Raw genomic sequence first — 12,377 nt, forward strand, 5'->3', positions numbered from 1 at the left:
ATTATTTCGACTCCTTCGCTTCATAGATTGCCAGTTGCTCTTTGATAGGAGCAGTTGGTGTTTCGTACATATTTTTAAGAAGATCAGTTACAGTTTGTTTTGGTGTAGCGTCTGCTTCTTTAATTGCTACTTTGATTTCTTCTTTCGCTTGATCGATAACAGCATTTTCTTTTTCTTCGTTCCAAAGGCCTTTACCTTCTAAGAAAGTACGGAAGCGAACGATTGGATCTTTAAGTTCCCATTCTCCGTCAAGTTCTTTTGTACGGTAACGAGTTGGATCATCACCAGAAAGTGTATGTGGACCATAACGGTAAGTCATCGTTTCGATTAATGTTGGGCCTTCACCAGCAACTGCACGTTCACGAGCGAATTTAGTTACAGCATATACTGCAAGTGGATCCATTCCGTCTACTTGTACGCCTGGGATTCCGGCTGCAACTGCTTTTTGAGCTAATGTTTCAGCAGCTGATTGTTTTTCACGAGGTGTAGAAATCGCGAATTTGTTATTTTGTACTACGAAGATTGCTGGAGCATGGTAAGCACCCGCAAAGTTCATTCCTTCATAGAAGTCACCTTGGGAAGAACCGCCATCACCAGTATAAGTGATTACAACAGCGTCTTTTTTACGTTTTTTAAGACCTAGAGCAACACCGGCAGCTTGCACGATTTGTGCACCGATGATGATTTGTGGTGATAATACATTTAAATCTTCAGGGAATTGGTTACCTACAAAGTGTCCACGAGAGAACAAGAACGCTTTTGTAAGTGGAAGTCCGTGCCAGATAAGTTGTGGTACATCACGGTAACCTGGAAGAATATAGTCATGTTTTTCAAGTGCATAGTGACTTGCAAGTTGGGAAGCTTCTTGACCAGCAGTTGGAGCATAGAAACCTAGACGTCCTTGACGGTTAAGTGAAATAGAACGTTGGTCAAGTACACGAGTCCAAACCATACGAGTCATTAATTCTACTAATTGATCATCAGTTAAATCCGGCATTAAATCTGGATTTACGATTTCTCCTTTTTCATTCAGAATTTGAACTAATTCAAATTGTTTATGAACAGCCTCAAATTGTTTCTTTACGTCGATAATAGCCTTCTTTGTTTTAGAAGCCATTTCGTATCCACCCTTTCGTCATTCACATTGTACAGTTTCAAATTCTTCATTAGTTAGGTATGCGTTTCATGTAACGCTCGTCCGGTCATTTACCCATCTAAATGGATTCTTTTAAAACTGCCATCCTGATTGTGTATTAATTATAATAGCGTAGTAAAAAGAAAAGTTATTCTATAGAAAGAAGCAGATTCCGGAAGCTTTTTTCTAAATTCCTATCAACTAATTACGCAGCCTCTCCAGTTATTACCACAAAATCCTCATTGAAAACATGGGTTTTAAGAGAGTTTGTGAAAAAACATTCATCCCTTCACAATGTTTCATAAAAAAACAGGAACTTTCCTTTTATTTAAAATGTTAATTCTGTTTTACTCAAAAACAAGAATTTTATTAATACACTAATCTTCTCTCTTAATTTACACTACCAAGATTATGAAGTCAATAAGTTAATCTCTAATTATTTTATCGCTTACAATGGCATTATAACTTAAATCATTCGCTTTCCAGTTCTGTATTAAAAAAAGATAAAACAGATGCAAACTGTTATATAATATTGCAACTCTCGCATTATCACACCTATTCCGACGTTTTATTTATAAAATATTGTTAGTTTGTGAATTCACAAACTTATAAAATTTTTCACCGTTTCATTTATACGAACAATATATCTATTTTATTTATAAATGTTCGTTATTTAAACTTTGCTATTTTTAACAAATATGCCTTTAGTCCTATGAAAACACGGTTTTTTCTTGGAAAGTAATATTTCATTCCTTTTTTTTCGTTCTTTTGTTAAAATAAGGATATGTTATTAAAGAACAGGAGAGAATCAAATCATGCTTACAATGGACGATATTGTACGAGAAGGTCATCCAGCGCTTCGAGAAGTTGCAACAGAAGTGACTTTCCCGCTTTCAGATGAAGAAAAAAAATTAGGGCACGATATGCTCGAGTTTCTAATTAATAGTCAGGATGAAGAGTTAGCAGAAAAATACGGTTTGCGTGGTGGTGTTGGAATTGCGGCTCCACAACTAGCTGTAACAAAACGTTTCCTAGCTATCCATGTACACGATGAAAAAGATCGTCTTTATAGTTATGTGCTTTATAATCCAAAAATTCGTAGCCATTCTGTACAACAAGCTTGTCTTTCTGGTGGAGAAGGTTGCCTTTCCGTTGACCGTGAAGTTCCTGGTTATGTTGTACGTAGTGAACGAGTGACAATTGATGCCTTTGATGAAAATGGTACGCCACTTAAGCTCCGTTTTAAAGGCTATCCAGCAATTGTTGTGCAACATGAAATTGATCATTTGAATGGCGTTATGTTTTATGACCATATTAATAAAGAAAATCCATCTTACTTGCCACCTGATGTGGATGTATTTGGATGAAATGAATAAAACCCCGCAGGAATCTATATCCTGTGGGGTTTTTATTTTATAAATGTCCGCCAACTTTTTCTATTTTTATATCTAACTTGCGAAATTTACGTTCATAAGCATCGCCTGAAAAAAGAACTAAGTCTAGTTCATCATGTACGAAATTACCAGCTGTATCAATTAAAGTTTCCTCCATTAAACGTGTGTCAATTTTAGCAAAAACAGTATGATAGTCAGCATCTCTAATCGTTTGACCTACCGTACATTCAAAAATAATCGGGCATGAATCTATGTATAGTGCTCCGCTTTCACTTTTGGTTAGCTCAATCTGGTATTCTTTTACTTTATCGATACGCTTTCCGGATGAAAAGCCACCTTGTTCAATTAAATCGAACTGTTTAGTGGTCGGAAAATTCACGGCGAATTTCTCTCCCGGTTTTAAATAGTTACTCGCGTTACTTTCGGCAGATATACCAATGACTAAAGTATCTCCAAGTGTATACGATGAGGACCCCGTTGACATTTGTGCTTCTCCTAGTTCATTTAAGTAAGTTAATAGAAAAACTGGATAAGCAGGGTAAAATTTGGTTGTGTCTAGTTTCTTTTTCATAGTTAGCACCTCTAGGTTTTAATTTTCTTTCTATTATAAAGTTCGTGAAGTGGAATTACAAGAATAAATCGGAACCTCGTAGATAGCTTCTTACAGTGATTTTCTGGTAAAATAAATAGGAAAGAAGGTGGAAAACTTGGAACGTTATGATAGACAAATGCGAGTCGCAAATATAGGTAAAATCGGTCAAGAGAAATTGCTTTCGAAAACGATTCTGATTGTTGGTGTTGGGGCAATTGGTTCCTACGCGGCGGAAATTTGTGCGCGCATGGGTTTTGGGAAATTGATTTTAATTGACCGCGATTATGTAGAATTAAGTAATTTACAACGACAATCACTTTATACAGAACTAGATGCGCTCGAGAAACAAGCAAAAGCGTATGCGGCACAGAAAGCACTATTGTTAATTAACAGCGAGATTGAAGTGGAATATATTGTTGACGATGCGAATATGACAAGTTTAACCCCTTTTGCTAAGAAAATTGATTACATACTTGATTGTACGGATAATTTTATGACTCGCGATTTTTTAAACCAATTTTGTTTTATCCATCAAATTCCTTGGATTTTTACTTCTTGTGCGGGAAATTATGCTAATCTTATGCCGATTATCCCTCCTGACTCTGCTTGTTTACACTGTTTGCTTGGTGATATTCCCCAAACAAATGCTGCAAGTTGTGATATTGTTGGAGTTGACGGCGCGCTCATTCCGATAGTCGCGGGAATGCAAGTTTCGTTACTTACACAAATGATTTTAAACCCTGATTTCACCGCAAATACATACTATCAAATAGATAATTGGCAGTTGAATTTCCAATCTCTAGTTGTCAAAAAACGCCCTCATTGCACAGGCTGCTCACCTGAAAAAGTACATTCGGAAGTACCCTTTTCTAAGCAAACTATCGCACTTTGTGGACGAGATACCGTACAGTTTCACCTTCAAAATAAAAGTAACTACCGCGAAATAAAACAACGATTAGCGGAACAAAAAATGCTTTATACGGAAAATCCAGCTTTACTAAGTTTTAATTATGAAAAATATCAATTTGTTATTTTTAAAAATGGTCGTGTTTTACTGCATGGAACTGAAAATTTAGCGGAAGCAAAGAAAATATACCAACTATTTTTTAATTAAGGGAGGAAGTTATGGAGCAAAAAACGTTTATTAAGGTAACTTGTAGTATTTTGACGATTAGTGATACAAGGAATTTAGAAACCGATACGAGCGGCAAACTGATTCAATCTTTGTTAGAGGCTGCGGGACACCAAGTGATTACACGAGTTATTGTTCCTGACGACGCCCCTCGTATAAAACAGGAAATGGACAAATTAGCAGCTAACGGTTCCTTTTGTTTAATTACAAATGGCGGTACGGGAATTGCTAAGCGCGATGTTACTTATGAAGCTTTATTCGCAACTATTCAGCAAGAAATTCCTGGTTTTGGAGAAATTTTTCGAATGCTTAGTTACGAGGAAGTTGGTAGTCGCGCGATGGTGTCTCGTGCTTTTGCAGGTTTTTCGGAGAGCGGTTTGCTGATTTTTGCCTTACCGGGGTCAAGTAATGCTTCGAGACTCGCTACGGAAAAATTAATTATACCTGAATTACCGCATTTAATAGCGGAACGACAAAAATAAAACCATCCGGCCCGCGGGCCGGATGGTTTTATTTATCCACCAATTTGGCTCATACGTCGCCAAGTTGGTTTATTAGATTGAACTTCATCTTGTAATTTCAATGCCATTTCATGATTTTCTGGTTTATTATCAATTGCTTTTTGGACAAGTTGCATTAATTTTACTGGTTCATGTATAAATGGACGAATATTCATTTCCTCATCCCAGTATAAACATGCTTTAATATAGCCATCAGCTGTTAGTCGCAATCGGTTACAGCTATCACAAAAATGCGCGCTAACTGGGTGTATTACGCCAAATGTCCCTTTCGCTCCTTTAATCCGGAAGTTTTCAGAAGGACCATTTCCGCGAATCGAATCAACTGGCTCATATTCGAAACTAGCATCATCACACGCTTTAAAAATAGTATCTAGTGGTAAGTACTTTTCTTTCCAACTCGTACCCGCATGACCAATCGGCATATATTCAATAAAGCGAATATTAATGTCTTTATCTTTTGTAAATCGAAGGAAATCCGTTATTTCGTCGTCGTTTTGCCCTTTGATTAAAACAACATTTAGTTTAATTGGGAATAGCCCAACTTCTTCTGCTTTTTGAATACCATCGAGTACTTTTTGCAAACGGCCACCGCGTGTAATTGCTTGAAAACGATCTGCATGCAAGGAATCCAAACTAATATTAACACGGGTTAATCCTGCTTCTTTCAAGGCCTCCGCTTTTTTCGCCAAATACATCGCATTCGTTGTAATCGAAATATCTTCTATCTCAGGAATTGCTCCAAGCCCGCGAACAATTTCCACAATATCGGTTCTAAGTAATGGTTCTCCACCCGTGATGCGAACTTTTTTGATGCCAAATTTCACCATTAACTCCATAAAACTGACAATTTCATCTTTGGATAGTACTTTTTCATGAGGCAAAAATGTCAGGCCTTCTTCGGGCATACAATACACACACCTTAAATTGCATCGATCTGTTACTGAAATCCTAATGTAATCGTGTACCCGCCCAAATTTATCCTTTAATAATTGCATAAAACAAAACTCCTATCCTACAAAATAGTTACGCTTCTGCTTTAAATGTCCCGCTTTTTCCACCTGTTTTTTCGACTAAATATGTTTTCTCTATTCGCATCCCTTTATCCATTGCTTTACACATATCATAAATTGTTAATGCCGCAACGGTAACAGCTGTCAGTGCTTCCATCTCTACCCCTGTTTTTCCAACAGTCACTACTTCTGATGTGATTGTTAATGCCGTCTTGCCATCATCGTCAAAAGAAATATCGGCTTTGGTAGTCATGATTGGATGGCACATCGGGATAAGTTCGCTCGTTTTTTTCGCGGCCATGATGCCAGCCACTTGTGCAACAGCCAAAACGTCTCCTTTAGCAATTTTACCAGCATGAATACGCGCTAAGGTTTCTTCGTTCATATGTATGGTAGCTCTAGCGATTGCACGTCGTTTCGTTTCTGATTTGCTCGTGACATCGACCATTTTCGCACGTTTTTCATCATTAAAATGGGTTAAATCGTCTTTATCCATCTAGTATCCTCCTTATCCACCGCTAACTGGTGGAATTACCGCGATTTCTGTTATTTCATTTGGCAAAATATCTTGATCGTGTTGAAATTCCATATTAACTGCCAACATACACGTTGCCAAATCCACAGCGATTTCAGGAAATTCACTACTAATGACTTCTCGAACTTCACCAACTGTTTCGCATTGCTGTAAATTTAATTTTACTTCTGTTTGCTTTGTTTTCTCAGCTAAAAAAGCGAAAAACTTAACCGTTGTGAGCATCTATGCCACCCCACCTTATTTGATCGACATCTTTTTCTTCTTTCCATATTGGTACTCGTTCTTTTAAACGTTCAATAATATATCTGGATCCTTCATAACATGCAGCTCGGTGTGGTGTTGATACGCCAATAAACACTGCTATATCAGTTATTTCTAAAAGTCCTAATCGGTGGACAATAACTACATCTGCACCCCACTTAGTTTCTACTTCTGTGGCTAATTTATTTAACTCTTTTAACGCCATTGCTTCATAAGCAGTGTAGCGAATTTCTTCTGTTTGAATATCGCCAGTCCATTCGCGAATTGTGCCGACAAACAGATTAATTCCGCCGTGATTTTTATTGATTAGTTTTTCAGAAAGTGGTCCGATTTCAATTTTTTCGTGTTGTAAAGCTACATATTTCATTGTAAAAACTCCTTGATTAACGTTTCAGCAAACGTGTTTAAAGCTTCTTCTTCTCCGATAAAAATTGCCTCTTCTTTTAAAGCTGGATTGTGCGTAGCGATTTTATGAACGGCTTTGCTATTTTTTAAAAGCTCGATTTCTGCTTTTTCTCGAATTAAAATGATTTTTGGAAAAGGTCCTTCTTTATAGCCTTCTATGAGAACAATATCTGAGTCCGGTAGTTTTTGGATGGCAGTTTTTAAATCGATGCCAGTTTGTTCCATGACAGCATATTGTCTAGAATTCGCAATCACAACAGCTTCCGCACCACTTTCTTGAAAAGAATACGAATCTGTTCCAGCGTGATCAACAGAAAAGTCATGCGCATCGTGTTTAATGGCAGAAACCGTATAGTTTTCTTTGCGGCTAGCCCGTATTAGCGCATTAAGCAAGGTTGTTTTTCCACTATTTTTAAAACCAATTATTTGGAGGATAGTAGCCATGCTTCGACCTCTTCTCCTTGATATTTTCCAACCTTACCGCCTGGAATTTTAAATAAACAGGTTGTTAAATGAAGGTTTCCTAGCGCACTCGACATATCACTTCCTACCAATTCAACCAAATACTCTCCTTCTTCTGATAGATGATAGGTTCCTCGTAAAAATCGGTCAAAGCCATTATTCTTCGTGTAATCGCTCGCCATCTTTGCGCGGACTTTAGTAGTTGCCGTATTATCTTTTCCCATAAAGGTTGCGAGTACGGGTTCTACTAATAAATAAAAACCTGTGAAACATGCACCAGGGTTACCCGAAAGCGCGATAATAAGTGTCTTATTCAACCACATTCCAGTTGTCGGACTACCAGGTCTCATTTGAATTTTATTAAAAAGTAATTCTGCCTCTTGTTTTGCAATATCCGCCATAAAATCATAATCTCCAACAGAAACGCCACCAGTAGTAACAATTAAGTCCGCAATTTCCGTCAGCTCAAATAAACGGGCTTTTGTATCTTCATAGTTATCTGGTAGTTGTTCAGCCGCGCAGATTTCTGCATGGTGCACTGTTAGAAGATTTTCAAGTAGTGGTTGATTACTATTATAAATTTTGCCATCCGGAAGCGAATTTCCAGCAGGAACAAGTTCACTTCCTGTAGATAAGATAGCAACTTTTGGCTTTCTAATTACTTGGACTTCCGAAATACCAAATGACGATAGTAAACTTATCGAGCCTGCATTTAAAGTGTGTCCGCGGTCTAGGAGCAAATCACCTTTCGCAAATTCGGCACCGATTTCCGTAATATTACTAGATTTTTGCGTATTTATAAGTACAATGTCATTTTTATTTTCAGCTTCTCTTGATTGTTCGAGCATAATAATTTTTGAGGCGTTATCAGGTACTTTTGCTCCTGTCATGATCCTCACTGTTTCGCCGGGTTTTAGTGGTTTATCATATGTTTTACCACAAGGAACCTCTGCTACGACATGTAAAGTAATCGGATAATTGCCGTCATCTTCTTCTGTAATTGCAAACCCATCATAACCAGAACGTCTAAAATACGGCGCGGGAAACGGCGCAAAAATCGGTTCTTGTAAAACTTGATTTAACGCTTCCGTGACGTTTTTTCGTTCGACTGGAAGATGCGTTATTTGGTTACATAATACTTCTCTCGCTTGTTCCATTCTAATGGTGTTTCTTTTTTCAATCATCTGGGCGCACTTCCCTTCTATAAATCATGTATGCGTTTTCTTTAGTACCAATATACAGGAGTTTTGCCGTTTTAAAAAGTAAAGCGACTTCTAATTAATCCGCTGCTTTAAATCCGTATTTTTCAAGTATTTTTTGTGCTTCTGATTTATTCATAAAGTCGAGGAATGTTGTGGTAGGTTCTTTTTTCTCTGAATCAGTTACTTGTGCGCTATAGTAGGCAATTGGGTCATGAAGTTTTGCATCAATTTTCGCTTTCACTTGTACTTTTTTACTTAAAATCGCATCCGTTTGGTAAACGAAGCCTGCATCTGCGTTCCCCGCTTCGACATACGATAAAACTTGGCGAACATCTGTCGCAAGAACGAGTTTTGCTTTTTCTGTATTATAAAGATTTAAATTTTCAAGTGTTTGCTTGGCATAAGCGCCTGCTGGGACAGATTCCGGATCTCCAATGGCAATTTTATCGGCATTATGCAGTAATTGTTCTAAACTTAATCCTTCCTTCTGTTCAGCATTTTTCGGTTCAATTAACACAAGGTCATTCCCGGCAAATTCTTTCGTGTTTTCGGCTAATTTTTGATTACTTAATGTATCTGCATCTTTTTTACTTGCTAAAAGGACACCATCAATTGGCGCACCACTTTCCACGCGTTCACGAATTTGCCCAGAACCACCAAAGTCAAAAGATAATTTAATAGATGGATATGCTTTTTCGAAAAGTGGTTTTACGTCATCCATCGTATCTTTTAAGCTTGCCGCTGCTGAAATATGTATAGTTGTTGTTTTTGCTTTCTCTGAAGTATTCGCGCATGCACCTACAAGTAGTACTAATAAGCAGCTTATAAGTATCGCTATTTTTTTCATCGTTCATCCCCCTTTTTTATTTAGTTACATTGTACTTAAGTTTGACATTTTATACCAGAGAGAACGATAATAATAGAAGTACTAGAGGGTTATTCAGGAGGAGTTTTATGTTTACATCTGTTTGGCATACACTACTTGTTGCCACAATTTCTACGTTTCTCGCATTTATGACGATGTTACCACTGAGTTATTATTTTGCTGGTCGAAAATCACGTTTTCAGTTACTTGTGGAAATTTTAATTTTACTTCCGCTTGTTTTACCACCAACTGTGGTCGGTTTAGTATTACTGAATGTGCTTGGCCGCAATGATTTTATTGGTGGTGTGCTTTGGGATACTTTTGATTTTAGTTTCATTTTTTCCCTTAGTGGTGCTATCGTTGCGACGACGATTATTATTTTACCAATTATGTATCAAGGGCTTAAATCAGCATTTTTATCGATTGATCACGAACTTGTATGGGCAGCAGAGACTCTTTCAGCGAATAAAAAACAGATTTTCACAAAAATTATTTTACCGAACTGCTGGCAACCAATTTTAGCAGGAGTTTTGCTTAGTTTTTGCCGGGCGATGGGTGAATTTGGCGCAAGTTTGATGGTGGCCGGATACATAGAAGGAAAAACCGATACAATAGCTTCAAGCATCTATTTTATGGTTCAACAAGGCGACATGCGTACTGCGATTTACCTGGGACTAATTAACGTGATTATCGGCGTATTTGCGCTACTTGTCATTCATGTTTTGACCGTACGCCAAAGTAATTTAACGAGGGGGATGTAAAAATGCTGAGATTACAATTTCATAAAAAACTTCCTTTTCATGATTTAAATATTGATTATACATTTGAAAAACCAGTAACTGCGATGATGGGCGCAAGTGGTTCTGGAAAATCAACGTTATTCCAATGCGTGAGTGGATTAAAGAGCATCGACGGCGGGATTATCGAATTTGATGGAACACCGTGGGACGATTCGAATATTTCCTTACACCTTCCAGTAACGGAACGAAAAGTCGGTTACTTATTCCAAAATCTAGCTTTATTTCCAAATATGAATGTTTATGAAAATATCGCGTTTGGCTTAAAAGTGAAAAAAAAGAAGAAAAAAGAACAAGCAGAAATCCAACAACAAGTAAGAAAAATGAGTGATTATCTGCAAATTTCGCACCTACTATATTCTTCTGTTCAAAAACTTTCTGGCGGTGAGAAACAACGTGTTGCGATGGCGCGAGCGATGATTACTGAGCCGAAATTACTGTTACTTGATGAACCTTTCAACGGGCTAGATGAAGAAACACGTTTAATTTGTATGAAATTAGTTGGTCAGATGGCCAAAGATTTCCATATACCAGTTATTTTTGTAACGCATTATGCCTCGGAAGCAGAAATGATGACGGAAGAAATTTTAGTTATGAGAGATGGTCGACTTGAAAAACGCAAAAGTTAATGTGGGTATTGTATTAGCTGGTGGAAAGTCTAGCCGTTTTGGCGAATCAAAAGCCCTTTTCCAGAATGAGGCGACTGGGAAAACATGGGTGGAGCTCACTGTTAATAAGTTGAAGCCATTTTGCGAAATGGTTTTCGTATCCGCAAATCAAGAAAATTATCAAAAACTAGTTGCGCTTTTTCATGAGGACTCAGCTATTCAAATTATTCCCGATCAACCAGCATATAAAGATTTCGGGCCGCTTGGTGGAATTTACGCTGTCATGGCTCAAAAAAATGCCTACCCTGAAGCTAACTACCTGATACTTCCTGTCGATATGCCTTTTTTAACTTCCAGCGAAATTAGTCGATTAGCTGCATTTCCAAATCACTTTGCCAAAACAGCAGAGGAAAATCACTATTTGGTTTTGAACATTCCCTACTCGCGTGAAATCTTACATAATTTATTGCAAAAAGAACAACATCGTGTCCGCGGCTTACTTGAAAAATTACAAACTAAACCGTTAGAATTTGAAAATAAAGCACCATTTAAAAATATCAACCATCAAAATGAACTTTTTTAATCTTTTCTTATGCTTTTCTTTAGTTATGTTTGGTAAACTAGAGAAAAGCATGAGAAGAGGTTTTTTTATGAAATTTTTTCGCTTACTGTGGGTATTTACTTGGAAACAAGCACTTTGCTGCCTTTTTCCGGGTATTATTTTCATTTCACTCGCCCTTACAAAACTAGTTGAAATTCCTTTTATTGCGCGTTATGACTTACTTTTAATCATTTGCCTTGTGACACAAATAGTCCTGATAAAGTTTGGGTTAGAAACTTGGGATGAACTTAAAGTCATCATGATTTTTCACGTGATCGGTCTGGGGCTTGAAATTTATAAAGTACATATGGGATCTTGGAGTTATCCAGAACCCGGTTTAATGAAACTCTTCGGCGTACCACTGTATAGCGGATTTATGTATTCAAGCGTGGCAAGTTATATTTGTCAGGCCTGGAAGAGATTTGATCTTAACATGACAAATTGGCCAAATATTTGGTTAGTAAGTAGTCTTTGCATAGCGATTTACGCGAATTTTTTCACGCACCATTTTATTATGGATTTTCGGTGGATTTTGATTATTTTAGTTCTCCTACTATTCCGAAAAACATATGTTTATTTTAAAGTTAGCGCTACTCAGCTCAAAATGCCTTTATCTTTTTCATTTTTATGCATCGCCTTTTTCATTTATCTTGCGGAGAACATTGCTAGTTTTTACGGAGCTTGGTCTTATCCAGACCAGCTGATTGCCTGGCGTCCAGTGCATGTTTCAAAAATTACGAGTTGGTATTTACTTGTTATTATTAGTATTATAATCGTCGCACAACTTAAATTCATTAAACAGAAATGGGAACAGGAGCAAATAACAACAAAAAGCGAGGCTACACTGAAATAGTGGC

Annotated in this window: 16 protein-coding genes; 7 read left to right on the top strand and 9 right to left on the bottom strand. The window is 37.3% G+C overall.

What is annotated here, in order from left to right:
- Nucleotide 1 precedes the first annotated feature (1 nt).
- The gene (gene pdhA, locus AC4PG8_RS03050; RefSeq protein ID WP_003722679.1) at nucleotides 2–1,117 is read right to left on the bottom strand and encodes a pyruvate dehydrogenase (acetyl-transferring) E1 component subunit alpha; all 1,116 of its coding nucleotides are present in this window, start codon (nucleotides 1,115–1,117) and stop codon (nucleotides 2–4) included.
- 833 nt (nucleotides 1,118–1,950) lie between these two features.
- Here pdhA and def point away from each other — a divergent pair.
- Nucleotides 1,951–2,502: a peptide deformylase gene (gene def / locus AC4PG8_RS03055; protein ID WP_003761600.1), complete on the top strand. Its 552-nt coding sequence runs from the start codon at nucleotides 1,951–1,953 to the stop codon at nucleotides 2,500–2,502.
- 46 nt (nucleotides 2,503–2,548) lie between these two features.
- Here the strand turns inward: def and AC4PG8_RS03060 are convergent, their stop codons facing one another.
- Nucleotides 2,549–3,100: a flavin reductase family protein gene (locus AC4PG8_RS03060; RefSeq protein WP_003761597.1), complete on the bottom strand. Its 552-nt coding sequence runs from the start codon at nucleotides 3,098–3,100 to the stop codon at nucleotides 2,549–2,551.
- Nucleotides 3,101–3,236: 136 nt separating this feature from the next.
- Between AC4PG8_RS03060 and AC4PG8_RS03065 the strand changes: the two genes are divergently transcribed.
- Together AC4PG8_RS03065 and AC4PG8_RS03070 are read left to right on the top strand one after the other, a co-directional pair.
- Nucleotides 3,237–4,235: a ThiF family adenylyltransferase gene (locus tag AC4PG8_RS03065; protein ID WP_492170009.1), complete on the top strand. Its 999-nt coding sequence runs from the start codon at nucleotides 3,237–3,239 to the stop codon at nucleotides 4,233–4,235.
- Nucleotides 4,236–4,246: 11 nt separating this feature from the next.
- On the top strand, nucleotides 4,247–4,735 hold the full coding sequence (locus tag AC4PG8_RS03070; RefSeq protein ID WP_003761595.1) for a MogA/MoaB family molybdenum cofactor biosynthesis protein: 489 nt from the start codon (nucleotides 4,247–4,249) through the stop codon (nucleotides 4,733–4,735).
- A gap of 32 nt (nucleotides 4,736–4,767) precedes the next feature.
- Here AC4PG8_RS03070 and moaA read toward each other — a convergent pair whose 3' ends face one another.
- From moaA to modA, 7 genes are all read right to left on the bottom strand, one after another.
- A complete protein-coding gene (gene moaA, locus AC4PG8_RS03075; RefSeq protein ID WP_033533180.1) occupies nucleotides 4,768–5,769 on the bottom strand; it encodes a GTP 3',8-cyclase MoaA in 1,002 nt (333 codons plus the stop codon).
- Between the two features lie 28 nt (nucleotides 5,770–5,797).
- Nucleotides 5,798–6,280, bottom strand: coding sequence for a cyclic pyranopterin monophosphate synthase MoaC (gene moaC, locus AC4PG8_RS03080; protein WP_112119747.1), 483 nt, complete (start codon nucleotides 6,278–6,280; stop codon nucleotides 5,798–5,800).
- A gap of 12 nt (nucleotides 6,281–6,292) precedes the next feature.
- On the bottom strand, nucleotides 6,293–6,541 hold the full coding sequence (gene moaD / locus AC4PG8_RS03085; protein ID WP_003761587.1) for a molybdopterin converting factor subunit 1: 249 nt from the start codon (nucleotides 6,539–6,541) through the stop codon (nucleotides 6,293–6,295).
- A complete protein-coding gene (locus tag AC4PG8_RS03090; RefSeq protein ID WP_003761585.1) occupies nucleotides 6,525–6,947 on the bottom strand; it encodes a molybdenum cofactor biosynthesis protein MoaE in 423 nt (140 codons plus the stop codon). The genes moaD and AC4PG8_RS03090 overlap by 17 nt, the downstream gene beginning before the upstream one ends.
- Entirely contained in the window at nucleotides 6,944–7,429 is a 486-nt protein-coding gene (gene mobB / locus AC4PG8_RS03095; RefSeq protein ID WP_003761583.1) for a molybdopterin-guanine dinucleotide biosynthesis protein B, read from the bottom strand. The genes AC4PG8_RS03090 and mobB overlap by 4 nt, the downstream gene beginning before the upstream one ends.
- Nucleotides 7,408–8,631 (bottom strand): molybdopterin molybdotransferase MoeA, encoded by a 1,224-nt coding sequence (locus AC4PG8_RS03100; protein WP_492170010.1) that lies wholly within the window; start codon nucleotides 8,629–8,631, stop codon nucleotides 7,408–7,410. Before AC4PG8_RS03100 ends, mobB begins: the two co-directional genes overlap by 22 nt.
- Nucleotides 8,632–8,725: 94 nt before the next feature.
- Entirely contained in the window at nucleotides 8,726–9,496 is a 771-nt protein-coding gene (modA, locus tag AC4PG8_RS03105; protein ID WP_185520453.1) for a molybdate ABC transporter substrate-binding protein, read from the bottom strand.
- Between the two features lie 107 nt (nucleotides 9,497–9,603).
- Between modA and AC4PG8_RS03110 the strand changes: the two genes are divergently transcribed.
- The 4 genes from AC4PG8_RS03110 to AC4PG8_RS03125 all read left to right on the top strand — a co-directional run bounded on the left by AC4PG8_RS03110 (nucleotide 9,604) and on the right by AC4PG8_RS03125 (nucleotide 12,373).
- A complete protein-coding gene (locus AC4PG8_RS03110; RefSeq protein WP_003761575.1) occupies nucleotides 9,604–10,275 on the top strand; it encodes a molybdate ABC transporter permease subunit in 672 nt (223 codons plus the stop codon).
- Nucleotides 10,276–10,277: 2 nt separating this feature from the next.
- On the top strand, nucleotides 10,278–10,940 hold the full coding sequence (locus AC4PG8_RS03115; RefSeq protein ID WP_003771289.1) for an ATP-binding cassette domain-containing protein: 663 nt from the start codon (nucleotides 10,278–10,280) through the stop codon (nucleotides 10,938–10,940).
- Nucleotides 10,921–11,502, top strand: coding sequence for a molybdenum cofactor guanylyltransferase (locus AC4PG8_RS03120; RefSeq protein WP_492170011.1), 582 nt, complete (start codon nucleotides 10,921–10,923; stop codon nucleotides 11,500–11,502). Before AC4PG8_RS03115 ends, AC4PG8_RS03120 begins: the two co-directional genes overlap by 20 nt.
- A 67-nt stretch (nucleotides 11,503–11,569) precedes the next feature.
- Nucleotides 11,570–12,373 (top strand): DUF817 domain-containing protein, encoded by an 804-nt coding sequence (locus AC4PG8_RS03125; protein WP_492170012.1) that lies wholly within the window; start codon nucleotides 11,570–11,572, stop codon nucleotides 12,371–12,373.
- The last annotated feature ends 4 nt before the right edge of the window (nucleotides 12,374–12,377 follow it).

The sequence above is a fragment of the Listeria sp. MAN/IMW/UF555 genome, from assembly GCF_058684075.1.